The following is a 26686-nucleotide window of genomic DNA, read 5'->3' on the forward strand; positions in this document are numbered from 1 at the left end:
TATGCACTTGAAATCATAGATTTTCCCTTTCGTTACTATCTACAGAAACATCGTATCAAAATAAAAACGGCAATCAAGTTTAAAAACTGTTATTTTTAAATTTTTTGCCGCTTTTTTTTAATTTATTTATTTCTGCTTTTCTTTCGTCTCAGCAGGCTTTTCAGCGGCCTTGCTTTCGTTTTTCGGCTGCTTTTCCTGCTTTTTCTTCTCCGGCTCAGGAGCAAGCGAATCGAGGAATTTCTTCCATTCCGGCTTTCCTGTGGCAGGGATGCTGGTAATTTTTTTGAGGAATCCTGCCTTGTCTTCCTTGCTGATTTCTTTGTCGTTCAAGAGAGATAGAGTGAGCTTGTGAGCCTGTGAGTCTTTAGTGAAATCTTTTCTGCTTATCACCATCTTCAGCACATCGCTGAAGCCTGAATAATCTTTTACTGCAGCAAACACATTCAGCGCTCTGTTCTGCTGCTGAGGGGATAGGGAGTCCCCGCCCATAATTTTTCTGTAGCAGGAGGCAGCCTGCTGATGCATATCTCTTGAGTAGAAGGCGTTGGCAGCTGTCTTAAATGATTCAATCGAAAGGTTGTTTTTCTGCATTGCAGCCTCGAGCAGTTCCACCTTCTTTTTCTCAGGCATATCATAGCTCTGAAGATGAGATACCACAGTGTCAGAAACATTCCCGTCTGTCCGCTTCATTATGCTTTTAAGCGTATCTGCTGCCTGTTCGGGCATTTGATTAATCTTGCTTTCGATCCATTTAATGTCTTTTTCGTTGCCTGCCTGAGAGGCTGTCTGAAGAGATTTTGCCAGTATCTGCTCTGATCTGTTATAAAGCTCAGAGCTGCGGATTTTCTGGAGCAGGTCTGATTTGCTTATAACTTCAAGACAGGATACCGCTGCACCGAGCAGTTTGCCGTTTTTGCTTGAGAGCGTCTGGCTTAAAGCAGGTTCAAACAGTTTAACAGCGATAGAGCGGTAATGAGCGTTCTGGGCAAAAAGGCCTGCTGAACGTTTGAGAATCTCAGACGCAAAATCCTGATCTTCTGTAACCGCAGACTGATATTTTTTCAGAATCGCTGTGAAGTATTCCCGCGTCTGATCTTCGCTGATGCCGTTTCTGTCGAGCAGTTTCCTTATAGATTCTACTGCTGAGAGAACCTCTGTGCGATTGCCGTTTTGAATCATTTTTTTTGCTGTATTGAGAGCAAAAACCCGCACCTCCGGCTCAACTTTAACTTCGGATGACTGCAGGAGCCCGAAGTAACAGCTCTCGGTAAGAGCCTCGAACTGAGCCAGCTTGGCCTCGGGGTTTGTTTCCCGCTGAAGCTGTGTGTAAAGCTCCTGGGAAGGATTGCTCTCAGCGAGATATACCATAAGCTCTGCTGTGGCTTTTCTCACCTGTGTTTTTTCGTCCGAGATGAGTGTTTTTAGTTTTTCTTTTATCTTATTAGGTACTTCTGCATTGCTGCGCCACTGCTCAGCTTTGCCTACAGCCCACAGCCTTACATTGAAGTTCGGGCTTTCAAGCTTTTCGATGATCAAACTTACCCTCTGCTCGGTCTTTTCTGTGGTGTCGTAGAGCCTGTTGAGCGTGTCGAGCAGCTCGTTCTTGAGCCTGTCGCTGTAGCTCTGGAGCTCTTTTATAGTTTTGTTCTGAGCTGTAAGCTTGTTTTCAATTATCTGTTCAGGGCTCTTTTCTTTGAGCTCTTTTATGTAGTCTTCCCAAACCTTGCTGTTGTCTTCCTCAGGTGCCCAGCCCTGAAGTATCTCCGCTGCTTTTTTGGCAATTTCTCTGTCTTTTAAATCCAGCGCAGCAATCATAGCCTCTACAGCTTTTTTCTTTGTGAGGTTAAGAGATATTGTGTGCAGAATGTTCAGCTTGCCCTTTTTTCCGGTCTTTTCAGAGAGCAGCTTTTCTTTGAGCTGTTCGCTGTACTGTGAGTAGTCAAAGCCTGAAAGGCTTTCAGCCCCGCGCTGCGCCATAGCCGCATCGCTTGAGCACAGGAAATCTATCAGAATGTTTATATATTCCTGCTGACGGGGAAGTTTTTTCTCCCATGAATTGCGGTTCTCTATTGCTTTAAGCACGGCTTGCTGTGATTCAGCGCTGCCTGAGCTGAAAACATCCTTAATAATTTCTAATGCTTCATTCTGCTGGTTGCTGAGAAGTATCTGCTTGGCAGCGGAAACCCTCATTTGAGGCTCTTTATCTGAGCTCAGAGTGGATTTGTATATTTCCAGCTTTTCATTTTCATCATCAGCAAATGCAAAACGCCTCTCTCCGCTTGCAGTAAGCAGTAGAAGCAGAACAAATATTTGCAGAGTTGTCTTAATGTTCATTTTATTTTTTAATGGGGTTATATGGTAAAAAGTTAAGATTTATCCGCACGGGTAAACGTATTTTTCCCCGTGCGCTGCATCATATAGTAAAGTATAATCAAAACACCTGTGTTTAGTCAATTCTTTATTCTTGCAAATACATAGTTTATATCAAAAAAGCAAAGTTGAAAAAAAATGCCATAATGCTAAAATCTCTATTCTGTAATACATATTTTCCAAGGTTTTGTTCTTAAGGAAAGGGTATTAAAGCGAATCGTTTTAAGAAAAACAGAATACCGGGAAGCGTAGGCTTAGTAGAAACCAAGAAGCTCAGCATCTTGGAAGAAGAGGAAATTTTTGAGCTTGAATCTGGCGGGGTTCTCAAAGAGGTCGAAGTGGCCTATGAGACCTACGGCGAGCTCAACGAAGACGGCTCGAATGCTGTTTACATCTGCCATGCGCTTACAGGCGATGCTCATGTTGCCGGCTACAGCTCCAGCGAAGACAGCAAACCCGGCTGGTGGGACGATATGATCGGACCAGGGAAGTATATCGACACAGAAAAATACTTCGTTATCTGCTCGAATTTTCTCGGCGGCTGCTCGGGCACAACAGGCCCGTCCTCAATAAATCCCGATACAGGGCTCAAATACGGCCTTGATTTTCCTCTTTTTACTATAAAAGATATGGCACGGGTTCATAAGATGTTTGTCGATAAGCTCGGAATTGAAACGCTGCTGTGCGTTATAGGCGGGTCTATGGGCGGAATGCATGCAATGAGAATAGCCATAGATTATCCTGAAAAGGTCAAAAGCGTTGTCCTTATTGCCACTACCTCCCATCTGGGTGCCCAGGCGATTGCCTTTGATGCAGTTGGGCGTAATGCGATTCTGGCAGATAGACAGTTCAACAGCGGGCATTATCCGGAGGATAAAGGTCCGGACAGGGGGCTTGGGATTGCCCGAATGATAGGCCATATCACCTATCTTTCTGAAGAAGGGATGAGGCGGAAATTCGGCCGCGCGCTTCGAAACTCAGACGACTACAGCTACGATTTCGACCCTGAATTCTCTGTAGAGACATACCTTGACCATCAGGGAAGAAGGTTTGTTGAGCGTTTTGATGCGAACTCCTATCTCTACATTACAAGAGCTATGGATTATTTCGACCTCGAAAAGGAGTTTGGCTCTCTGGAAAAGGCATTCGCCTCGGTTAAGGCAAGGTTTTTTGTGGTAAGCTATTCGAGCGACTGGCTCTTCCCGCCGGCACACTCGCAGGAGATCGTTGATGCCCTTGTATCTAATGCAAAGGATGTTTCATACAGCAATATCAACTCGCATCACGGACATGATGCCTTCTTGATTGAAACTGATGTTATCGGCCCGTACATAGAAAATTTCGTTTGGGCTACATCCCATAAGATTACAGATTCATTTGCATACACAAGAAACAGTGAGCCGGGCAGGTCTGATTATGAAATCATTCAAAACCAGTTTGTTGTAAGCGGGGATGTTTTAGACCTCGGCTGCGGGGAAGGCGAACTGCTTGCAAGGCTCAGAGATGTAAACAAATGCGATGTTTTGGGTATTGATATTGATACCGAATCTATAGGTTCGTGCCTGAAGAAGGGTGTCCCCGCTGTTTGGGCGGACATAGAGGATTCGCTTGAGTCTTTCGCAGACGGGCAGTTTGATTATGTTGTGCTCTCGAAAACACTGCAGACAACCAAACGTCCCAAAGAACTGCTCAAGGAGATTGTGCGAATCGGGAGAAAGGCCGTGATTACATTTCCGAATTTCGCCCATATCAGCTGCAGGGCTCAGCTCTTTTTTACAGGCAGAGCGCCTACTACAAGCTCTCTGCCCTACAGCTGGTACGACAGCCCAAATGTCCATTTCTTCTCGATGAAGGATTTTGAAAAACTCTGCCGCAGTGTTAATATCCGTATTGAGCAGAGAATAGTCCCAAGAACCGCAGGGACGGGCATTGTCAATTTTCTGCCTAATCTTTTCGGAAGAGAGGCGATTTATCTTATCAGCAGGGAATCTTGATTGAGATGGAAGAAATTTTAATTTTTTATTTATTTTTTCGTTTCAAAAGCTGAAATTTAAAACTTTTGTTTTATAATCACGGTATGATTAGAAATACAATTTTAATACTTGGTTTTCAGTAATACTTTAAGGACAGCAAAATGAACCAGAGAGTGAGGAAATTAAGGCAGGAGAGTATAAACACTAAGCCTTTCATCTGTCCCGAGCGTGCAGAGCTTGTAACAGACTTCTACATCAAGGAGCTTGACGAAAAGCTTTCTGCACCACTGGCACGAGCAAGGATGTTTGAATATATCCTCGCAAACAAAAGCATACACATCTGCGATGGTGAGCTGATAGTAGGGGAAAGAGGGTCCGGCCCGAAAGCCGTTTCTACCTACCCTGAAATATGCTGTCACGGTCTTGAAGACCTCGAGATTATGAGCACACGGGAAAAGACCCAGTATGCAGTGTCTGATAAGGTTAAGAAGGTTTACAAAGAGCGAATCATCCCCTTCTGGCATGGCAGAACAATGCGTGAGGAGGTTTTCGAGCGTGCAAATGAAGACTGGATAAAGGCCTTTGATGCGGGCGTTTTTACTGAGTTTATGGAGCAGAGAAGCCCCGGCCATGCCATCCTTGACGGCAAAATATATTCCCGCGGTCTCAATGATTTCAAGGAAGAGATCAGAGATAGCATTTACGAGATTGAGTCTGACAGCGAGGCGAAAGAAAAGCATCAGGAACTCGAGGCTATGGCAGTAGCGGCAGATGCCCTGATTATGTTTGCAGGAAGATATGCAGACTGCGCAGCAGAGCTTGCAAAGAATGAAAGCAGCAGTGTAAGAAAAGAACAGCTGCTCGAGATTGAAAGAATTTGCAGGAAAGTGCCAGCTTCAAAGCCCGATACCTTCCGCGAAGCCCTGCAGATGTACTGGTTCATCCATCTGGGCGTAATCATCGAGACAAACCCGTGGGATTCATACAACCCCGGCAGGATAGACCAGCACCTTATGCCATTCTATGAGAAAGAAATTCAAGCAGGCGAGCTTACAAAAGAACAGGCTGTTGAGCTTCTTGAATGCTTCTGGATAAAATTCAACAACCATCCCGCTCCGCCTAAAGTTGGCATTACGGAAGAACAGAGCGGCACATACACCGATTTTTCTCTGATTAATGTTGGCGGCGTCCTCCCCGAGGACGGTTCTGATGCTGTTAATGAGCTCTCGTATATAATTTTGGATGTAGTGGAAGAAATGAAGCTCACCCAGCCCAGCTCCTGCATTCAGCTCAGCGAGAAAAATCCCGACAAATTCCTCGAAAGAGCCTGCAAGGTGATTTGCGAGGGGTTCGGCCAGCCCAGCGTGTTCAATACCGACGTTATAATAAAAGAAATGCTCAATGCAGGAAAATCTCTTGAAGACGCAAGAAACGGAGGCCCTAGCGGCTGTGTTACGGTAAGCGCTTTCGGGAAGGAAAGCTGCATTCTCACCGGCTACTGCAATATGCCTAAAATCTTCGAGATTACCATAAATGCCGGCGTTGACCCGCGTACAGGAAATCAGGTGGGGCTGAAAACAAAACCTCCAGAACAGATCGAAAGCTTCGATGAATTTCTCGAGCAGTATAAGCGGCAGCTGAACTACTTTATAGATTTAAAGATAGAGCTTAACAGCGAGATAGAAAGGCTTTATGCAGAGCGTATGCCGGTTCCGTTTATGTCTCTGCTTGTTGATGACTGCATTAATCGAGGCCTCGACTACCATAACGGAGGCCCGAGATACAACCCCACTTACATACAGGGCGTTGGTCTTGGCTCAGCGGCTGATGCGTTTGCAGGCCTGAAGTACAACGTGTTCGATAAGAAGAACGTATCTTTCAAAGAGCTTGCCGAAGCCTTAAAGAGCAACTTCAAGGATAATGAATATCTCCGTCAGCAGCTGCTGAACAAAACCCCTAAATACGGCAACGACGACGAATATGCCGACCAGATCGCCAAGAATGTCTTCCAGATGTACTATGATGCATTAGACGGAAAGCCAAATACAAAGGGCGGGTTATACAAGGTAAACCTTCTGCCCACAACATCTCATATTTATTTCGGCTCCGTAACAGGGGCCTTGCCTTCAGGCAGGAAAGCAGGAGAGCCGCTCTCAGACGGTATTTCTCCCACGCAGGGAGCCGATCATGTTGGGCCTACGGGAGTTATAAAAAGCGCAGCCTGTTTCGATCATTCGCTCACAGGCGGTACGCTTCTGAATATGAAGTTCAGTCCGGAGCTTATGAAGGACAAAGGAGTAAAGGCGCTTGCAGACCTTGTGCGGTCTTATTTTAAGCTGGGCGGACATCATATCCAGTTTAATGTTGTGGACAAAGAAACGCTTCTTGATGCCCAGCAGAATCCCGAAAAGCATAAAGACCTGATTGTCAGAGTAGCAGGATACAGCGATTATTTTGTTGTATTGGGACGCGATCTGCAAAACGAGATTATAAAACGCACTGAACAGGCAGTTTGAATGTATTTTAAAGAAAGAAAAACTTTTGTTAGCAGCTTATTTTTTAGTAATAACTTGTGGTAAAAACTGTTTCTTATATAATATTTTTGTGCTAACGCGGTTAATCAGCATTAATGTTACGCTTATTGGAGATTAAAATGAAACTGTTCCGTATTGTTTTTACAGCGTCGTTTGTTTGTGCTGCAGTCCTTCTTACAGGCTGCCAAACAGCAGAATTCACAATGAATTATCAGCCAGGTGAGGTTGATACATTCAAGGTGCTTCAGGAAACCACAAAGGAGGTGAGCTTTGAACAGCCTTCAAAAGAAAAGAGCAAGCTCGACAGAAATGTAGGAAGAGTTGAGATGGTTTTCGACCAGAAGGTTGATTCAGTTAAGCCTGACGGCACGGCAATCCTTGATATTACTGTAAAAGAGCTTGTGTTCTTCTCGAAAAACAGCAAAGGGGTTAATGTAGATTTCAACAGCAAAGAGGACAAAGGCGGGACGCTCGCCTCTCTTATTGGTGAGTCTTACAAAATATCCATGTCCCCCGACGGTACTGTTGAAGTGGTGGACAAAGAAGACATTATGAAAAAATGCCGCAGCAGAGAGGCCAAAACAATCTTCAAGGATGAATACATTATCAAAAGGCATACCATAAGAGGCATTCCAAAGCCCGGAACTGCTGTAAGCAAAGGGAAGTCTTGGGTTAGGTATTCTTCAAGCCCGAAGGGTGCTCTCGATGCAAAGGCGTTTAAGAAAACTTATAATGTTAAACAGATGAAAGACGGCACCGCTCACGTAAAAATGACCGGCTCGCAGACTAATAAAGAAATAGAAGGTCTCGATGTTGGTTCAGGTTCTATGGGCTTTATGGCAAACATTTTCGACACCAAAGACACCTTGGAAGGCAGTATGGTTTACGATACAGAAACCGGCGAGGTGGTTAAGTCTGAGGAGCATTTGGTAAGCGAGCACGTTGCAGCTGAGCAGCCCAAAGACGGCGATCCTGAAAAAGGCCCTGATGTTTTAACTATGAAATTTATTCATAAGTACTCATTTGAAAAGATTTGACAAAAAACTCGAATGCCCGCTGCAAAAAGCATAGCGGGCATTTTGTTTTTAATAATAGCGATATAATTTGAGGAGAGCTAACTTGAAAAGAGTCTTACTGTTTTCAATTGCTGCAGCGGCAGTTATTATTTCCGGATGCAGCAGTGAAAAGACCTATCTTTCCCTCGGCTTTGACAGGCAGGAAATGGTTTACAACTTTGTGTCCCAGCGGGATATTACGCTCACTCTTGAAGGAAGCAAATCCGGCAAGAAGCAGAATGCCTCTGAAAAGCTAAATATGCAGATTGCATACAAACCAGTGGAAGTTGATGAGCTGGGCAGCACTGTTCTCGAGGCGGAATGCAGGAATGTAAGCGTTAGACGCAGCTCTTTTACCGGCAAAAAAAGCAGTTCTGACCCGCTTGAGGTGCTTGAAGGGCAGAAGTGGGAAATAAAGATTAACTCCGCAGGCGAGATTGAAGACTATTCAGGCCTTCAGAATGCCCTTGCAAAGGCCGGAAAGCAGGCTATTAAAGAAAGCGGGAAACGCCGCATTAAAGACCCCGATATGATTCTCGATTTCGCCGCAACGCAGTGGTCTATGTGGAATGCTGTGGCAAGTGCAAACAAGAAATCTTTCGGTATATCGCCCGGCCAGCAGTGGGAATCGCTGCTTATGGTTCCTTTCGCTGTGGGAATCCCCGCGGAGAGAATCGTTACCTACAGCCTGCCTGCTGATATGCAGCCTGAAGATGAAAACACAATGGTGATAAAAAGCAGCTATCAGCTCAGCACATACAAAGAGACAGAAGACGGGAAGCTGAAATTTAAACCGTCAATTGAGCCGCGCCCAAAGCCTTATGAAGGCTCCTTCCAAACTAAAGGTATGTTCGGGTTTCTGAGAAATTACAAGCCACTGAGCCTTGAAGGCGGGGGAAAAACCGTTTACGACCAGCTCCAAGGCGTTCTTGTTAGCGAAACGCAAGAGTATGATATGCTGATGGAGGCGGGATTTATGATTCCGCTTGGAGACAGCGTGCCGAAATTGGAAGTGCATCAGAAGATAACAGTTGAACTGGCAGAATGAGAAGCGAATTCGAAAAGAAAAACCTCTGGGCGCCCTGGAGGATGGAATACATCCAGGGCCTTTCCGGCAGATCAGAAGGCTGCTTTCTATGCGGTTATGCAGGTGAGCCGGAAAAGGATGCGGAAAATTTTGTTCTTTTCAGAACAGACCATTCAATGGCCGTATTCAATAAATTCCCCTACAACAACGGCCATATTATGATATGTCCGCTAACGCACACAGGCGATATCGAAGATTTGAGGGATGAAGAAATGCTCGATCTGTTTAAGGGGGTTAAGAAAACTCAATCCCTTTTGCGAAAGGAAATATTTCCGGATGGGTTTAATGTGGGGATAAATATTGCCCGCTGTGCAGGTGCCGGTTTGCCGGGACATATGCATATTCATATTGTACCCCGATGGGACGGCGATACGAATTTTATGGCAGTATGCGGCCAGACAGATGTTGTAAGCCAGGGGCTTCGAGATTTGTACGACAAACTGATAAAGCATTGTTAGTTTGAAAGATATTTGATGAAACAGTATGCTGTAACTGAGGCAAATTCAAAGGGCAGGATCTACGAAAACACCCCTCATCTTTACAGAGACCCCTTTGAACGCGACAGAGACAGAGTAATTCACTGCAGCGCATTCAGAAGGCTGGAGGGAAAAACGCAGGTTTTCACGCCCGGCCAGGATGATCACTACCGCACCCGCCTTACTCACAGCATAGAGGTAGCCCAGATCGGGCGGACAATTGCAAAGTGTCTTGGAGTTAATGAAAGCCTTACTGAGGCAATCTGCCTCGCACACGACCTTGGGCACAGCCCGTTCGGCCATTCCGGCGAAGAGGCTCTCGATAAGATTATGGCCGGCTGGGGCGGATTCGAACATAACATCCAAACGCTGAGAGTGGTGGAGGTGCTGGAGCATCCGTATCCCGCATTTCCCGGTTTGGATTTGTGCTATGAAACAAGGCTCGGGCTCTCAAGGCATCTCAGCCCTTACGACCCGCCCCACAGCGATGATTGCGTTGAGAAAAACTGCTCTCTGGAAGGCCAGATTGCAAATATTGCCGACAGAATCGCTTACAACTGCCACGACCTCGAAGACGGGCTCAGAGCAAAGGCAAGGGTAATAGATGTGCCTGAGGTTTGGGAGCTTGAGATTGTTAAAAAGGCTGTAAATGAGTTTCGTGAGCAGGACATAAGCGATGGTTTTATTAGGAATGTGAGGGTTTCAAAGAAAATTCTCGACAGCTTGGTAAGCGATGCTATAGAAACCAGTATAAGCAAGATTCAAAACGCAGGCATAGATTCGCTTAGCGATGTATATCAGCGAAGTGAGCCGCTGGTTGATATAACCAGTGAAGCTGATAGATGCCTTCGCGAGCTCGAGAGCTTCCTTTTGGAAAATTTGTATAAGTCTCAGAAGGTGCGCGCTACTACCGAAGAAGTGGCAGGCTGGCTTGAGAGGATCTTCGAATACTTCTATAAAAACACAGGCGAAATACCGGGCTACTACCGCTCATTTGAAGAAAAATATGGGCGTATGAGAATGGTTTGCGATTATATCTCGGGTATGACAGACCGCTTCTGTATGCGTATGCTCGAACAGCTTGAGGCAACGCAGACCCAGACAGATTAGTGAGGCGGAAAAAGCGTGTTTTTAGATTTATAAGCCTTACAGCAGTTCTTTAATCAACCCCTTTTCTTTAAGCTGATTTTCCATCGTTCAATTGCAATTTCGAAGTTTTTTCGTATAATTATTGCTGGAAAAATGAAACTTAAATTTTCTGGATGGTAAAAATGGCCGGCAACTACACACAGCTCGATAAGCTCGAAAACCAAAGTATCTTCATAATCCGTGAGGCGTACAGTCAGTTCAGAAACATCGCTATGCTCTGGTCTATAGGCAAAGACAGCACAACACTTCTCTGGCTCGTCCGCAAGGCGTTTTTCGGCAAGATTCCATTTCCTGTTATGCACATTGACACGTCGTATAAATTTCAGGAGATCTATGATTTCCGCAATAAGTATGCTGAAAAGTGGAACCTTGACTTGAAAGTTGCAAGGAATGAGAAGGCTCTCGCCGACGGGATGGGGCCGGATAAAGGCAAGTTTGAATGCTGCAATCAGCTCAAAACCCTCGCCCTGAAGAATGCAATAGCAGATTATCAGTTTAAGGCGCTTCTGTTGGGAATCAGAAGGGATGAACACGGTATAAGGGCTAAAGAGAGGGTTTTCAGCCCGAGAGATGAAGACTTCGAATGGGACTACAAAAACCAGCCGCCGGAACTTTGGGATCAGTATAAAACTAAGGCCGCTCAGGAAGAACATCTCAGAGTGCATCCTCTGCTTGGATGGCGTGAGGTGGATATCTGGGAATACATCAAACGGGAAAATATCCCGATACCAACCCTCTACCTTGCCAAAAACGGCAAGCGATACCGAAGCATAGGCTGCGAAACCTGCTGCGGGCCTGTAGATTCAAATGCCCAAAGCATTGATGATATAATCGCTGAGCTGAAGAGCACAAAGGTTTCCGAACGCAGCGGAAGAGCTCAGGACAAAGAAGATGATTATATGATGCAGAAACTCCGCTCTCTGGGGTATATGTAGTAAAAGGGCGTAGGCCCGAGCGAAGGAAAGCAGCTGTTGCAAAGCTTTGGATTGATAATCATAGCGTTTTTCTGTGAGTTTGTAGATGCCACGCTCGGTATGGGCTATGGCACTACGCTCACGCCTGTGCTGATGCTGCTGTTCGGCTTTGAGCCTCTGGAGATTGTCCCGGCGGTGCTGCTGAGCGAGCTTGTCAGCGGGCTTCTTGCAGCGGTTCTGCACCACACCCACGGAAACGTGAACCTGAGGCCGGAAACGATGAATGCACGAAAGATTGCAGAGCAGCTCAGCAGTATTGGTTATATCGAGAGCTTCAAGCAGAATACCCCTCGGCATCTGAAAATAGCGATTCTGCTCTCGCTATGCAGCGTTATTGGTACGGTCGCAGCGATTTACGTGGCAGTGAATATCCCGGATTTCTGGCTAAAGCTTTATATCGGCGTTCTGGTGTTCTCTATGGGGCTTTTGATAATGATATGCCTCAAGAAAACATTCCGCTTTTCGTGGCATAAGATGACTTTTCTCGGCATAATCGCCTCGTTCAACAAAGGAATCTCCGGCGGCGGATACGGCCCTGTGGTAACCAGCGGTCAGATCCTCTCTGGAGTAAACAGCAAAAGCGCTGTCGGCATTACCAGCCTCGCTGAAGGGCTTACCTGCCTCGTTGGCGTTGTGCTTTATGTGTACGTGCTCAAGCAGCCGTTCGATTTCCGCCTCGCACCTTGGCTCTGCACGGGGGCTGTGCTTTCTGTTCCGCTCTCTGCTCTTGCTGTTAAGAAGGTAAGCTCCGGGAATATGAAGATGCTCATAGCAGCGATAACTATGGCTCTCGGCCTATTCACACTGCTGAAGCTGTTCTTTTAACCCTGCTTTTTGCTTGAAATAATCTCATAAATGCCATACTCTTTTTAATATCATGGCAGCTGAAACTGCTTATAAAAGGTAGAAAGAATAAGATGAAAATTGACAGAATATCATTAAGGAATTTCCGTCTTGCTTCTGAGGTCAATCTCGAGTTTGACAAGAGGCTCAATGTATTTGTCGGAGTGAACGGCTCGGGCAAATCGACAATCCTTGATGCGCTCAGCCTTGCTCTTTCCTGGCTTGTAAGTAAAAGCAAAGCCGGCAAAAAAACAGGGCAGAAAATCGACGAAACTGATATAAGATTTAATGAAAAAAGCTGTTCTATTTTGGCATACGCCCATCATGATAAAAAAACATTTAAGTGGCAGGTCAATAAGAGCAGAAAAGAAAATCTCAAAAACGAAATTTCTGAAATCAACCCATTGATTGACTGTTTCCAGAAGGAAGGTTCTTTCCCTGCTGTATGCTATTATCCCGTTGAGCGTTCTATAACCGAAAAGATTTCAGGTTCATTGAAGCCTGGTGTTTATCCGCCTGAGGTGATTAAATCCTCACTTTTAGGTAAGGTTGACTACAACCTTCTCTTCAACTGGATAAGAGAAAGGGAAGACTTGCTCAATCAGAAACTGGCAGAGGCATACCGCAAACACAGAAATAACCCCTCGCAAATGGAGATTGAGCCCGATAGGCAATATGAGGCAGTAAAGAAAACCATAGAAACATTTGTGCCTGAGGTGTCTAATATAAAAGTTGATAGAGAAAGCTATTCTGCCGGCGGGGCTTCGCTGGTTATGGAAAAGGCGGGAGAAACGCTTTCTTTCGATCAGCTCTCCGGCGGTGAAAAGAATCTCATAGCCCTTGCTGGTGATATTGCAATGAGGCTTGTTAATTCAGCTCCTGAATGCAAAAATCCTCTCGAAAACGAGGGTATTATTCTTATAGATGAAATTGATTTACACTTGCATCCAAGCTGGCAGAGAACTGTTATACCGAATCTGCTTGAAGCTTTCCCGAATTGCCAGTTTTTCATTTCAACACATTCCCCGCAGGTGATCAGCAACGTTAGAAAAACGAATCAGGTTTTCTGTTTGAGGCAGTTAGAGGACGGCCTTGAATCCAGCCACCCGGTTTCCGCAGGAAATGCTCCTTACGGAATGAGCATAGACAGGGTAGTTGAGCTCGTGATGGATGATGAGGCGAGGCCGAAGGAGGTAAGCGAAAAACTAAGCAGTGTTTTCCGGCTTATCGAATGGAAAAAATTTGACCAAGCCAAAAGTATTCTCAATGAACTGAAAAAAGATATGCCCTCCGAGGATCCGGAAATAATGAGAGCTGATACTCTTATTAGAATGGAGGAGATCAGGAATTGAGGCATATCAGGAAAAAAATGAGTCCTCAAGACTTCGAAAGATGGAAGCGGGGCAGCAGCAGCGCAAACTGGTCTGATTTTACGAAATTAGAGGAAATTTGCCGGAATTTAAAGAATTCCCTTTCCCAAGAGCAGAAAGGGAATTGCTGCTATTGCGAGAAAAAAAACGATTGCCAAAACAGCAGGGATTCACATGTGGAGCATTTACTTCCCAGAAGTAAATACCCTCAAAAAACTTTCGCATACGATAATCTTCTGCTTTCCTGCAACTTTTCTGATTCGTGTGGATTCTCCAAAGGAAACACTTGTATTCCGGTAGCACCAACGGACCCTGACTGTGAAAAAAGGTTCACTTATACCGGCGACGGGCAGGTTATTCCGGCAGACCCTGAAGACAGCAATGCAGAAAAGACTATTAAAATACTCGGTCTGAACTCTAAGAGATTAATTGATAATAGAAGGAGTATAATCAGAGAATTGGCAAAAGCATGTCCTGATTATATTTCCAGTGCTGCGGAAAACTGCAATGAATGGTACAAAGGTTTTTATACAGTAATTAAATACGTTGAAAAGAAATTATAACAAACAGCAAAGGCGCATATATGGATAATGTACTGAATTTCGTAATAGTAGGACACGTTGACCACGGAAAATCAACCCTCATCGGCAGGCTGCTCTACGATACCGATTCTCTCCAGCCTGATAAGATTGCCGAGATGGAGAAGATGAGCAAATCCCGCGGGCGTGATGAGAATGAATTTGCATACCTGCTCGACCACCTCGAGGAAGAACGCAAGCAGGGCGTTACAATAGACACAACGCAGGTTTTCTTCAGCACAGACCAGCGGCATTACGTTATCATAGATGCCCCAGGGCACGTTGAGTTTGTGAAGAATATGATCACTGGCGCATCTCAGGCCGAGGCGGCTGTATTGATTGTTGATGCCGCCGAGGGCGTTATGGAGCAGACAAAACGCCATTCGTATATGCTGAATATGCTCGGCCTTGAGCAGATAATCACCGTTATTAACAAGATGGACCTCGTAGAATACAGTCAAGAGCGGTTTGAGCAGGTTCGAAGCGATGTGCAGGAGTTTCTCGCATCCATCGGGGCGAGCTCAGATATAACGATTCCGATAGCCGCTGCAAAAGGCGATAATATTGCTAAGCCTTCGGATAATATGCCTTGGCATAAAGGCCTTACCTTCCTCGAAAGCCTCGACAGCCTTAAAGGCAGGATACCGGCTGAGGATAAGAGCCTCATCTTCCCTGTGCAGGATGTTTACAAGGTGGATGAAAAGCGGATTAATGCAGGACGCGTGGAGGCGGGCTGCGTGGAGCAGGGCGAGGCTGTAAAGGTGATTCCTTCGGGGCAGAAAACAAAGGTTCAGTCTGTGGAGAAGTTTCTCGAAGAGACGGATAGGGCGTGCGCAGGCGAATCTATCGGCCTGACAACTGAAGATGCCCTCTTCCTCGACAGAGGCGATATCGTATGCAGAGAGGGCGGCGAGCCGGCTCTTGCAGACTGCTTCCGTGCGAGAATCTTCTGGATGACCAAACGCCCGCTCGATACATCCGAAAGGCTGTTTATACGCTGCGCAACCCAGCAGACACGCTGCAGTATAGATACCATAGAAAAACGCATCGACTCCTCCACCCTCAAGGTGCTCGAGGAAAACGGCACTAGACTCGAAAATCTCGAAGTGGGCGAGGTGGTGATTAAAACCAAGAAGGAAATCGCCTTCGACGACTTCAACAATACCCAGGAGATGGGCAGATTCGTGCTTGTGAAAGACGAAAATATCGTTGCAGGCGGAATTATCACCGGCCGGTAGAAAGTAAAATGCGTTAGTATTTTAATATAGGTTTCTATTTTGTTTCCAGAGATGGCCACGGAAGAAAGCAGCGGCGGATTACAAACTTACACAAGAGCGGAAGAAGGCTTTTTTGAGCAGTGGAGAATCAAACCCAAGGCCAAGGCACGTTTTGATATTCAAGAGAAGAATGCTTAAAGGAACAGAAGCATGACAATGAAAATTGACATACCGAAAGAAAAAATAGCGGAATTCTGCCGTCGAAACGGGATACGCCGGATGTCAGTGTTTGGCTCCGTGCTGCGTGATGATTTCTCAGGTGAAAGCGATGTCGATGTTTTGGTGGAGTTCGAGCCAGATGTGCATGTGGGGCTGGCGTTTTTCAGGATGGAAAAGGTGTTATCGGATATATTTGAACGTAAGGTAGATTTGAATACGCCGGGTTTTTTGAGCAGAGATTTCCGTGAGGATGTAATCAGAGAAGCAGAGGTGTTATATGACGCAGTGCAAGGATAATATTAAATTACGGCATATGCTCGAACATTCCAGAGAAGCGGTGAAACTGGCTGAAGGTAAAAGCAGGAAAGACCTTGACAGCGACCGGAAAATGGAACTGGCGTTGACGCGATTAGTGGAGATTATCGGCGAAGCTGCGGCAAGGGTATCAAATCAAACGCAGAATGGGTATTCTGAAATTCCGTGGTCAGAGATTATTGGTTTGCGTAACCGGCTTATACACGGCTACGATGCGGTTGACATGGATATCCTGTGGGAAATTATTCAAGTTGATTTGCCGGGGCTGATCGCAGATTTAGATATAATCATCAAGGAGTTAAGGGAATAGCCAAGAAAGGTGAAAATCAGTAAGTGAAGCTAATGAAAAGGGTTTCGCGCTGCCTTAATCGTATTGCTTCGGCGCTTTCAGGTGGGCAACGAATTTATGCGCGGAGAGGCATATATTTTTTTGATTCCGGCTACATACTATAAATCTTAAAATAGCAGTTTTTTATTTAATTTGGCTATCTGCGAAGAAGCGGGGCGGTTTAAATCTCTTCGAGAGGCACAAGTACAGATTAAATCAAGTTCGTTTAAAAAAGAGTGGGCAGACCGTTGCGGTCTGCCCTCGCGTTTTTAAGGAGGCTTTGTGTTGGTTGTTGTTATGTGTTTTTTAAGGAGAATTGCGGATGAGAGGACTCGAACCTCCACGGGCGTATTGCCCATTAGCACCTGAAGCTAACGCGTCTGCCAATTCCGCCACATCCGCGGGAAGACGCAGATAATATTGAATCGGCAAAAAAAGTCAAGCCGTTTTCTTAAGAACAGCTTTGCGTTTAGCTCCCGCATCCACTGATTGTTTAACAGGAAAAAGTTTTGACGTACAAAAACCATTCCCTCTAAAACAATTGTTATGATATTAAGTTTTTTAAAGAGGTCAAGAGAAAAAGCGAAAAATTTTGAAAATTTTTATTTAGCTTTAATTCTCATTAAACCGTTTTACTGCAATACTTTACGGGCAAGTCTTTCTTAGGTTCTTAAGGTTTTTGAAAATATTGAAAAAAGTTTTCAAATAAACACAAAAAAAGCGGCTCGGGAATTAGATCCTGAGCCGCTTTTGGTCTTTTAATTAATCTGAGCGTTTATTCTTCGATTTTCAGCTCAGTGCCTTCAGACTGTTTTTTCGCCTCTTTTTCTTCCGGCTTGAATACATCTGAGTAGCGGATTGTGGCTGCCTGCATCATATTTTCACGGATTTTGTCAGCCGCCTTGCCCATCTTCTGATTGACAAGCTGCTCGCGTATTTTCTCTTTCTGGTCTTCAAATACAGCCTCTTTGGCTTCTTTTTTGTCCGTAACGAGGATGATATGGTATCCGAATTTAGTCTTTACCACATCAGACACTTCGCCTACTTCAAGATTGAAAGCTGCATCCTCAAACGCTCCTACCATTCTTCCGCGTGAGAAGAAGCCGAGGTCCCCGCCGCGCTCAGAACTGGGGCAGTCCGAGTTTTCTTTAGCTATAGCTGCAAAGTCGCCGCCGTCATTGATTTTCTTAAGAAGTTCCTCAGCCTTTTCCTTAGCTGCCTGCTGGTCTTCTTTACTCTCGGTTTTGATGAGTATGTGGCTTGCTTTAACCTGCTTAGGACTTGCGAGCTTTTCTTTGTTCGAGTCGAAATACTCTTTTACATCTTTATCTGATACCTTTACATCATCCGAAGAGAGCTTATTGATGATCTTTTCGAATTCGAGGCTCCTGCGCACCTGATCGAGCAGTTCGCCGTAATCCTTGCCGGCGTCTTTAATCATCTTTTTATACTGCTCAAGAGTGATGTCTTTAGAAGAAATCATATCTTTTACTTCCTTCTCGCATCTCTCATCGCTTACGGATATACCCATTTCTTCTGCCTTCTGAGAAACGAGCTCGCCGAAGATGATGGTATCAAGAACGCGCTTTTTGATTTTTGTCGCTTGAGATTCGCGCATCTGCTTGGGATATCTGCTCAGAGTCATCTCTGCAAGGCTGTCAACCTTTTCCATCCCGATCTTTTCACCGTTGACGATTGCCGCTACGCCGCTGAGGTCTTTTGTTTCTGATTGTTTGTCCGCCTCTTCCGCTGATGCGAAAGTTACAGTTAACAGGGTTACTATTAACAAAGATTTGATAAGTTTCATTTTTTTCCTTTCAAGATTTTTCCTAATTTTAAGAACACTGCCTTCAATTGTGAACATCAACTTCTATAAATCAAGTGATTTTAAAATTTGATTCAAACTATTTTACTGCTGCAATTGATATAAAATTAAAACACTTAAACCACAGATAGATCTGAGAGTATCCAGCTTCAGACAGCCTGCTGAAATGTTTTTTTGTTGAGTCTGGTAATAGTACATTCTCAAGGGCTCTACGCTTCTGGCTTATCTCAAGTTCGCTGTAGCCGTTGAGACTTTTAAATTTATGGTGCATTTTTACCTGAAAGTCCTGCTCCTGCTTATCTTCATACCTGATCTTCTCGGATAGAAGCAGCATCCCTCCCGGGCGGGTGTTAGAAGCGATCCTCTTTACGATTTCATCCCGATTTTCGGGGCTGAGAAACTGCAAAGTGAAATTCATTGCGCAGAGCGAACAGTTTTCGATTTCGGTATCGAGGATGTCTTCGCAGCGGACATCAATTTCCACATTGCTCGGGTCCTGCTCTACCATCTGCCTGCACCGGGCAGCCATAGCCTCTGAATTATCCACAGCGATTATCCTGCATCCAGTTTTATGCTCTAATCCTCTTCGCATGGCAATAGCTGATGCCCCGAGCGAGCAGCCCAAATCGTAACACACGGCCCCGTCTTCTGCAACCTGCTCGGCAAAAACTTTCGTCATAGCGGCAACCGTTGCATATCCGGGCACGCTTCTGCGGATCATATCGTCAAAAACGCTCACCACGTCCTTATCGAACACGAAATCCGCCACCTTCTCGCGGTACTCTGAGTATATTGAATCTTTCATTTGCCTCATTAGTTATATTTTAAGCGGAGCATTCCGGGCAGGTCTCGCCGTGGTCGGCGTGCTCTCTGCACTTAATCACCTCAGCAGAGATTTTCTTGTTAGCGAGGCGAATGTCAAACAGTCCCTTGATTTTATCGCTGCCGTCTTCAATAACGCAAGCATACTCAAGGTTGTACGAACGGAAATACCGCATTGCTTCCTCAAGCTCCATATCGGGGCTTATATGGTCTTCTATCGGCTTCATAATATCGCATGCGAGAAGCCAGCTTGCGGTGTCTCGGTATTTTAGTGTTTCTTTTATGCCCTCAATAGACATAGAGCCTATAACCTTCCCGGAATCTTCAACTACCGGGTAGTAGGTGAAGTCGTTTTCTGAAAAGATCCTTAAAACCTCATCAAGAGTTTGGGAAGCGTGTATTGTTACAGGACTTTCAATCATAACATCCCGCACCTTGTACTTCTTTATCAAATCATCTTCAGTTACGTTGAGGCCTATCTCGCCGGCCTTCTTAACTGCATACTTCACAGAAACCGGCCCGAGAAGCTGAACGAAAAGGGTAGTAGCAGTTACCACAAGCACAATCATCTGTGCAATTTCCGGCTGGTCGGCGAATTTGTGGCTCGCCATAATACTCAAACCTACAGCAACGCCGCCCTGAGCAAAGAGGCAGCAGCCCAGATACTTCTTTACCACAGCCCTTGCGCCTGAAATCTTGGCTCCAATAAAGGCCCCGCCCATCTTTCCGAGGCTCCTGAAAACCACGTATCCAGCAGCTATAGCGAGTGCTGCGCCTTTTAGCCCCTGTATTTCGATTCCCGCTCCAACGAATACAAAGAAAAGTATGTATATAGGCGGGCTGAATTTCTGGATCATTGAAAATGTCTGTGAGCTGAGCCTTGGGGCGATGTTCACAATCGTGAGCCCGAGGCACATTGAGGAGAGTATTACATCGAAATGAAGGGCTATGCTCAGCCCGATTGTAAGCAGTACAGAGCCTACGGCAAATGTGAGCATACTGTCTGTGTCGTTTGTTCGCTTCAGGATCCACTGCAAAATGAATCCGCCTGCAACGCCCAGCACAATCGCTCCGCCCAGCTCATAAACAGCGCTCAGCAGCGAAGTGATTACCCCGCCTTCAGCCCCGCCTGCGATAATCCCAGCTACGCTTGTCCCGATCCCGTAGAGCGTCAGCGCTAAGGCATCGTCCAGAGCCACTATCGCTGTAGCGGCGGTTGTGAGAACGCCTCGGGTTTTGTATTCCCACAGCACCTGTATCGTAGAGGCTGGATCTGTGGCAGAGGAAATCGCTCCAAGTACAAGGCCTAAAGCAGAGGCCATCTGGAGATCTTTTGTGAACAGGTAGTATATCCCGCCGCTCGCAGCTCCTACCAGCAGAAAGGCAGTTATGCCTTCTCCCAATAGGATGCTCATAAACTGCTTGCCGTACTTCTTGAAAATCTCGCTCTTGAGCTCGCCGCCTATCATAAAACCGATTATCCCAAGGGCGAAAAAATTAAGCGGCTCAAGGGTTTTTATCGTTTCTGCGGAGATTATCTTAAGCCCGCTCTCTCCGATTATAGCGCCAATCACAATGTACCCTATTACCTGAGGTACGTTAAGACGCTGAAAGAGCTTGGCTCCGAGTATTCCGCCGAATACTACGACTCCCATCATTAATACAACGTTTAGGTGTTGAATATCTATAGGCATTTTATTCCCTGCATTGCGGGTTTGTTTTAACTGTTAATTGTGAGTATAATTAAATCTGGCCGGCACATTTTTATGCACCGGCCAGCTGATATGTTTAAGTATTTATTTTCGGGTTCAGAGGATTAAGGCATATTCGGTTCGCCGCCTGCAATACCTTCTTCTGCTTCAGCTTCTCCTGCGCCTTCTTCGACCTGCGTTTCAGCGGCAGGCTGAACTTCCTGGGCAAGCAGATCAGAAAACGGATCAAGCGCTTCGGAGTTTGCGGGGTCTTCGCTAAGCTCTATCCAGTCTTCTTTATGAAGCTCGAAGATTGATTTTACAATATCCTGATACGCCTGCTGGTCTTCAGGTTTTTCCAGCTTGTTGAATTCTGTGATTAGGTATATCAGCCTGTCGAGCCTGTCCTGCTCCTGCATACCCGAAACCTGCGAAAATGCCACCTTGGCGTTTTCGTATTTTTCCATAAGTTTCTGCTGGGCGGTTTTGAAGTCTATCCCGTATTCTTTGAAAAGCCCTGCAAGGTAGCTTGTACCGAATTGAGGGTCGTGCTTGATTGAATAGTCCTTTATTGAATCGAGCTTTTTGAGAAGCTCATCTTTAAGCTGCTCATTTCCACCTTTTTCCTCAGCAAGCTTGAGCCTGCTGTAGATTTGAGCCATATATCCTCTGGCGGCCGCATCTTTGCCTGAGCTGGTATCTGCTGCTTCTACAGCATTCTGATAGAGCTCGAAGCTTTTCTCGAACGCCTCATTTATCTTGTCTTCTGCTTCACTCAGCTTTTCTTCGCATTTCTCTATCAAACTTTCAGGCAAAACTGCCGCTTCCTGCTGCTGGAGAGACTGAAGGTTATTCAAAGATTTTGAAGCTGTTTCAAAGAAATCTGCCTGAGTTTTTCTCAGTGAAACCAGTGAACTTTGAACCTGCGCTTTCTGGACAGCTGCATCGGAGGTGAGATTGCCCTTTACTTGAGAATAAGCCTGCATTGCCTGTGAATAGGTGTTTTCAATCTCTGATGTCCTTGCAGAAAAGCTTTCTATGACAGAATCGAGGCTGCCTGTCTTGTCCTTAACATAAGCCCTTCCCTTTTCAATCAGATCGCCCAGATACGAGAGCTGCTCGGAAAAGCCAAGCTCAGAATCCATATTTTTGAGAAAATCTATTCTGTTCTTTACTTCCTGAGCATCGCTTTTGAGCATAGAAAGAAGGTTTTCAATGCTTTCCTTTTCATCTTCGAGAGGCTCGAGCTTATCCATAAATTTCTGGAGCTCAGATTCCAGTGAAAACTGCGAATCGCCGTTTGCCTTGCCTCTTAATATACTGAAAGCCTTATCTTCAAGCTTTGCCCTTGTTTCCCCGCTCTTAAGTTCAGCTTTGTTGAAAAGGCTCACTGTTTCAGATTTTATATTAATCAATGAAGACTTAACATCTTCAATCTTTGATTTGTATTCACTGACCTTGGCCTCAATGGTGCTGAGCTGGGCTTTCTTTTCGGATATCTTTGCCTCTATCCCTGATTTCTCGGCAAGCAGCTCCTGAAGCTTTTGTTTCTCAGAAGTCCCTGTTTCTGAAAGCATCTTCACCATTTCCATATCAGAGGCATATTCTGATACCCTTGAGAGCTTTTCGCCCGCATCTTCAATCATATTGCCAGCTTCAAGCGAGATGGTGTTGAGCTTATCAGAAAGCTTTTCCGCTTTGGCTTTGTAGAGCCTGCCTGCAAGCAGATTAACCTGCTCAGCCTTTCCGCCCGCCTTCTCAGCGTAGTCTCTTGCCTTTTCCACCTCTTCAATAGCGGCCTGAAAATCATGGCCTCCAGCTTCAGCTTTGTAGTCCTGCACAGTCCGCACAGCTTTTTCAATCTGTTTGCCCGCTTTTTCAGCCGCCTGATCTTCAGGGTTTTTCCCGCAGCCGCCTGCAGCAAATACTGAGGCGAGGAGAATAAGAAAAAATTTCTTCTTTAGTATGTACTTCATCTCTAAACGCTTATAAATAGTAAAATTATAAAGATAGCACTTTCAAGATGGTGATTCTATATCCGGCAGAATGTTTTTCAAGAAAATATTTTTTTATTAAACGCTTTATAGTTTTTCCTAAAGGTTGAATAACGTCCCTGCCGGCGTATAATGCAGAGCACTAATTTACCCCGAAAGGAGCAATTATGGAAAACAAATATCATCTGGAAACGCTTGCAATTCATGCGGGCTACGAAAAAGACAAGCAGACTCGAAGCGTTAATGAACCTATCTACCAGACCACCGGCTACCATTATGACAGCACCGAGCAGGCGGCGAATTTATTCGAGCTTGAAGAAGAGGGCAATATATACTCGAGGCTCACTAATCCCACCGTTCGAATACTTGAAAAACGTATTGCGGCTCTGGAAGGGGGTCAGGAGGCGGTAGCCTTCAGCTCCGGTATGGCAGCGATTGCGGGTGTGGCGCTTGCGCTTTGCAGGGAAGGCGATAACATAGTATCCTCAAGCTCGCTTTACGGCGGAACAAGCACCCTTTTCACCCACACCCTGAAAAAATGGGGCATAGAAACTCGGTTTGCAGATTCAACCGACCCGGACACCTTCGCTGAACATATTGACAACCGCACAAAGATGGTGTATTTCGAGACTATCGGCAATCCGAAGAACGATGTGCCCGAGATTGAGCAGATTGTTAAAATCGCGCACAAAAGTGAGGTAGCTGTGGTATGCGATAACACCGTTACCTCAGCGATGCTGATAAGGCCGATTGATTTCGGCGTGGATGTAGTGGTTCAGAGCTGCACGAAGATAATAGACGGACGCGGCTCGAGCGTTGGCGGGATAGCAGTAGAAAGCGGAAACTTCAACTGGGCTCGAGGAAGGTATCCAGATATGGTAGAGCCGGACCCGAGCTATCACGGCCTGAAGCTCTGCGAAAAATTCGGCAGAGTAGCCCTTTCGGCAAGACTCCGAATACAGATGCTGCGTGATATCGGTGGGTGTATGGCTCCCTTTAATGCTTATATGTTTCTCCACGGGCTCTCAACGCTCCATCTCAGGGTCACGAGGCACTGCCAAAACGCCCTCGAACTGGCAAGATTTCTCGAGGCAAACAAGTATGTGAGCTATGTAAACTATCCCGGCCTTGAAAGCGACCCGCATTTTATGAATGCTCAGAAGTATCTGCCAAAGGGGCAGGGGGCGATTCTGGGTTTCGGGATAAAAGGCGGCACCGAAGCCGGAAAGAAATTCATCAACAGCGTAAGGCTTGCATCCCACGTAACAAATCTGCTCGACAGCAGGACGATGGTGGTTCATCCCGCATCAACCACCCATCAGCAGCTCTCTGATCAGGAGAAGATTGATGCCGGCGTTCTGCCGGATTTCATCAGGGTGTCTGTGGGAACTGAACACATCGATGATATACTTGCAGATTTTGAGCAGGCAATCAAGGCCTCTCAGAGATAAAGCAATACGAAAAAAACGGGGCGGATGAACGCCCCGTTTGAATCTTTCGATTTAATCACTCTGCAGGCCGATTATCTGTAAGCCAGCTCCCGGCCATTTCAGCAATATCCAGCATATCTACAACGCAGTCCTCATTAGCATCGCCAACTGGATGGGGGTGGTTCAAATCTCCGCATCGCGGCTCCGGCGATACAATGTATGTTTCGTATGGTCCGAGATCTCCGTAAACTTTCATATAATAATACTTACCTTCGATTAAGTTTAGAGAATCTTCTGCAGAATTTCCCCCCTTATAGTCGCTTGAACCGCGCATGTAATTGTACAGCCCTGCAGTCTCTTCTACGAAAAATTGCAAATACACATAGCCTGCGGCGGATAAATTTTCCAATCCCAGGGTGTAAGTTCCCGTCATAGGAGCGATGAACTTGAGAAAATCAAAGTCTGTGTTTATATTTGCTGAGTAATTTATTTCGCCGCTCTGTCTCGTTCCGTCTAGCTGAGAAAAAAGAGTCGCATTTTCAAAAGTATTGCCGTGGTCCTCTTCCTGCAAACCCAAATCTATTACGCTCAGATTGTAATATTCGCCAATCTTCGAATCATTTCCAAGTACATTAATCTTATAGAAACCGTCGTACAAGGATACCATTGTGGCGTAATTATAATTTATGTTTTGAAGCAGGCTGCAATCATTATCGTATAATTTGAAATTAACGTTTGAGTAATCCGAAGCAGTAAGAACAATCTCGTATTTATGCAGACGCTGCGTTTCAAATTTGAACCAGTCTGTGTCAATGGGGATGCTGTTTGCAGGGTCTGATCTGTTTATTGTTCCATCGATGGCCGGCTCGCCGACAATTATTTCGCTTGCTGTGGAGCAGTCGTTGGAGTAGCTGTCTTCCGGGAAGGCCTCGAGAATCTTTGCTCCAACAGAATAGTCGCCTAAGTAGCCGCTGCCGTAAATTTTGTAATAAACTGGAGCGTCCTTTTCTATGAAAACATCAAAGGTTTCCGCCTTGTTCCAAGTTGCTGTTAAGAAGTAAGAAATTAACTCCCCATAATCGTTTTCCTGAAAAACCTGAATATACTTGTAGCCCCCGTTGTTGCGGCTTACTATTGTAATCCTGTAAAGTGTTTCCGCCTGCGGGGTGAATTTAAACCAATCAAAATCCGGATTCAGATCCTGATTGTATTCGATGGAGCCTTCTGTTAAATCTGCCCCGGGAGTGATTTCAACTGCCTGATCGCTGAAATTCGGATAGTCATCCTGCATTACTCCGAGGTCTGTAACCTGAAGGTTGTAGTATTCTCCTTTTTCATACTGCCCGCCGGCGACTTTGATTTTATAGTTCTCCCCATTGAGAGATACAATAGTTCTGGAAGTTCCGCTGAGGTTTACAGGCTCGCAGTCTTCATAATAAAGCCAAAAGTTCATATTTCTGTTGTCAGCATCGCCTAGCAGTATCTGATACCTGTGCATCTGCTCTGCCTCGAATTCAAACCAGTCTTCATCTGCAGGCAGCTGAAGGATAGGGTCGAAGTGCGTTATTGTGCCTTCTATCAGCGTATCAAGGGCAATCATAGTAGGCGAGGAGCAGTCATCGGAGTATGAATCCTCGGGATAAGTTCCAAGAGCTGCTGCTTGCACAGAATAATTGCCTTCGCTGCCCCAAATCCTTATGCATACATCCTCTGCCGGCTCAATGAAGACATCCTTCGTCAGCGAACCTGAGTGAATAGCGTCTGAGGTCTGTCTTTCGCTTGTGCCGAGTGCATCAACGAAATAAATCTCCATATATTTATAGCCGTTTGCTGTGGAGTCGAGCGAGATTCTGTACAGAGTTACGCCCGGGCTTGAAAACTTGAACCAGTCATTATCACCGCTTGGCGTGAGAGTGCCGTAAATCTCTCCAGAGCCGGGAACTATAACTTCAGCGGTCGAAATGTCACCACCATAGTCGGGGTCTTCCGCAAGGCACGGAAAAGATGCAAAAAAACAGGCTGCACCAATAATTAAACAAATCTTCATAAATGAACTCCTTAAAAAAAAGTGAACTGTTTTGTTTTTTTTATCATAGCAGACTTGAATCGTTTTCTGATACAAAATTTTCCCAAAACCTTCTTTTTTTTAACCAAACTGGTAAAAATTCCTTTTGGCGGGGCTTTTTATTGTTCTTTCCGCAATCAATTTCACATCTTGGAAGGCAGATTTTGCGTGTGCGACAATATTTTCCGGCAAAACGCAAATCTTCATGCTGAATGCTTTGCAGAATTTATTATCTATTTACTGAGCCAGCGGTTCGCTGCTTAATAATGCAGCGTCGTACAGCGGTGTAATATGAAGAGTCTATTCGTTGTGTCGGCTTAGCGGGCGACTTGCGTCGCTCCGCTGTAGTACGGGGGATGTTTAACATTGAG

21 protein-coding genes and 1 tRNA gene are annotated in these 26686 nt (G+C 45.5%); 15 read left to right on the top strand and 7 right to left on the bottom strand.

Going from position 1 to position 26686, the window contains the following annotated elements:
- Positions 1–126 precede the first annotated feature (126 nt).
- On the bottom strand, positions 127–2334 hold the full coding sequence (locus L21SP3_RS01060; RefSeq protein ID WP_077538722.1) for a hypothetical protein: 2208 nt from the start codon (positions 2332–2334) through the stop codon (positions 127–129).
- A gap of 317 nt (positions 2335–2651) precedes the next feature.
- On the opposite strand from L21SP3_RS01060, the gene metX reads away from it, so the two are divergent.
- From metX to L21SP3_RS01125, 14 genes are all read left to right on the top strand, one after another.
- Positions 2652–4364: a homoserine O-acetyltransferase MetX gene (gene metX / locus L21SP3_RS12090; RefSeq protein ID WP_227806782.1), complete on the top strand. Its 1713-nt coding sequence runs from the start codon at positions 2652–2654 to the stop codon at positions 4362–4364.
- Positions 4365–4504: 140 nt separating this feature from the next.
- Complete coding sequence (hypD, locus tag L21SP3_RS01070) at positions 4505–6859, top strand: trans-4-hydroxy-L-proline dehydratase (protein ID WP_077538724.1); 2355 nt, start codon at positions 4505–4507, stop codon at positions 6857–6859.
- Positions 6860–7080: 221 nt separating this feature from the next.
- Positions 7081–7914 carry a hypothetical protein gene (locus L21SP3_RS01075; RefSeq protein ID WP_123785103.1) on the top strand — a complete coding sequence of 278 codons (834 nt, stop codon included), beginning with the start codon at positions 7081–7083 and terminating at the stop codon, positions 7912–7914.
- An 82-nt stretch (positions 7915–7996) separates the two neighbouring features.
- Positions 7997–8980: a hypothetical protein gene (locus L21SP3_RS01080; RefSeq protein WP_077538728.1), complete on the top strand. Its 984-nt coding sequence runs from the start codon at positions 7997–7999 to the stop codon at positions 8978–8980.
- A complete protein-coding gene (locus L21SP3_RS01085; RefSeq protein ID WP_077538730.1) occupies positions 8977–9477 on the top strand; it encodes an HIT family protein in 501 nt (166 codons plus the stop codon). The genes L21SP3_RS01080 and L21SP3_RS01085 overlap by 4 nt, the downstream gene beginning before the upstream one ends.
- Positions 9478–9492: 15 nt before the next feature.
- A complete protein-coding gene (dgt, locus tag L21SP3_RS01090) occupies positions 9493–10605 on the top strand; it encodes a dGTP triphosphohydrolase (protein WP_077538732.1) in 1113 nt (370 codons plus the stop codon).
- Positions 10606–10766: 161 nt separating this feature from the next.
- Positions 10767–11579, top strand: coding sequence for a sulfate adenylyltransferase subunit CysD (gene cysD / locus L21SP3_RS01095; protein ID WP_077541781.1), 813 nt, complete (start codon positions 10767–10769; stop codon positions 11577–11579).
- Positions 11580–11615: 36 nt separating this feature from the next.
- The gene (locus L21SP3_RS01100; protein ID WP_227806783.1) at positions 11616–12443 is read left to right on the top strand and encodes a sulfite exporter TauE/SafE family protein; all 828 of its coding nucleotides are present in this window, start codon (positions 11616–11618) and stop codon (positions 12441–12443) included.
- Between the two features lie 92 nt (positions 12444–12535).
- Entirely contained in the window at positions 12536–13813 is a 1278-nt protein-coding gene (locus tag L21SP3_RS01105; protein ID WP_077538736.1) for an AAA family ATPase, read from the top strand.
- A gap of 17 nt (positions 13814–13830) precedes the next feature.
- Positions 13831–14394: a retron system putative HNH endonuclease gene (locus L21SP3_RS01110; RefSeq protein WP_123785104.1), complete on the top strand. Its 564-nt coding sequence runs from the start codon at positions 13831–13833 to the stop codon at positions 14392–14394.
- A 20-nt stretch (positions 14395–14414) separates the two neighbouring features.
- A complete protein-coding gene (locus L21SP3_RS01115; RefSeq protein WP_077538740.1) occupies positions 14415–15647 on the top strand; it encodes a sulfate adenylyltransferase subunit 1 in 1233 nt (410 codons plus the stop codon).
- A gap of 51 nt (positions 15648–15698) precedes the next feature.
- On the top strand, positions 15699–15824 hold the full coding sequence (locus tag L21SP3_RS12205) for a hypothetical protein (protein WP_261340804.1): 126 nt from the start codon (positions 15699–15701) through the stop codon (positions 15822–15824).
- Between the two features lie 12 nt (positions 15825–15836).
- Positions 15837–16142, top strand: coding sequence for a nucleotidyltransferase family protein (locus tag L21SP3_RS01120; RefSeq protein ID WP_077538741.1), 306 nt, complete (start codon positions 15837–15839; stop codon positions 16140–16142).
- The gene (locus L21SP3_RS01125) at positions 16123–16470 is read left to right on the top strand and encodes a HepT-like ribonuclease domain-containing protein (RefSeq protein WP_077538743.1); all 348 of its coding nucleotides are present in this window, start codon (positions 16123–16125) and stop codon (positions 16468–16470) included. The genes L21SP3_RS01120 and L21SP3_RS01125 overlap by 20 nt, the downstream gene beginning before the upstream one ends.
- A gap of 335 nt (positions 16471–16805) precedes the next feature.
- Here L21SP3_RS01125 and L21SP3_RS01130 read toward each other — a convergent pair.
- The 5 genes from L21SP3_RS01130 to L21SP3_RS01150 form a co-directional block, all read right to left on the bottom strand.
- Positions 16806–16890: transfer RNA gene (locus tag L21SP3_RS01130), tRNA-Leu, on the bottom strand.
- A 373-nt stretch (positions 16891–17263) separates the two neighbouring features.
- A complete protein-coding gene (locus tag L21SP3_RS01135) occupies positions 17264–18295 on the bottom strand; it encodes a peptidylprolyl isomerase (protein ID WP_161488041.1) in 1032 nt (343 codons plus the stop codon).
- A 97-nt stretch (positions 18296–18392) separates the two neighbouring features.
- Positions 18393–19127 carry a carboxy-S-adenosyl-L-methionine synthase CmoA gene (cmoA, locus tag L21SP3_RS01140; protein WP_077538747.1) on the bottom strand — a complete coding sequence of 245 codons (735 nt, stop codon included), beginning with the start codon at positions 19125–19127 and terminating at the stop codon, positions 18393–18395.
- A gap of 10 nt (positions 19128–19137) precedes the next feature.
- Positions 19138–20829, bottom strand: a complete 1692-nt coding sequence (locus L21SP3_RS01145; RefSeq protein ID WP_077538749.1) for a cation:proton antiporter domain-containing protein — start codon at positions 20827–20829, stop codon at positions 19138–19140.
- Between the two features lie 122 nt (positions 20830–20951).
- Positions 20952–22802, bottom strand: coding sequence for a hypothetical protein (locus tag L21SP3_RS01150; RefSeq protein ID WP_077538751.1), 1851 nt, complete (start codon positions 22800–22802; stop codon positions 20952–20954).
- Between the two features lie 185 nt (positions 22803–22987).
- Between L21SP3_RS01150 and L21SP3_RS01155 the strand changes: the two genes are divergently transcribed.
- On the top strand, positions 22988–24271 hold the full coding sequence (locus L21SP3_RS01155; RefSeq protein ID WP_077538753.1) for an O-acetylhomoserine aminocarboxypropyltransferase/cysteine synthase family protein: 1284 nt from the start codon (positions 22988–22990) through the stop codon (positions 24269–24271).
- Between the two features lie 55 nt (positions 24272–24326).
- Here L21SP3_RS01155 and L21SP3_RS01160 read toward each other — a convergent pair whose 3' ends face one another.
- Entirely contained in the window at positions 24327–26297 is a 1971-nt protein-coding gene (locus L21SP3_RS01160) for a hypothetical protein (RefSeq protein WP_077538755.1), read from the bottom strand.
- Between the last annotated feature and the right edge of the window lie 389 nt (positions 26298–26686).

This window comes from Sedimentisphaera cyanobacteriorum, from assembly GCF_001997385.1.
Classification (GTDB): Bacteria; Planctomycetota; Phycisphaerae; order Sedimentisphaerales; family Sedimentisphaeraceae; genus Sedimentisphaera; species Sedimentisphaera cyanobacteriorum.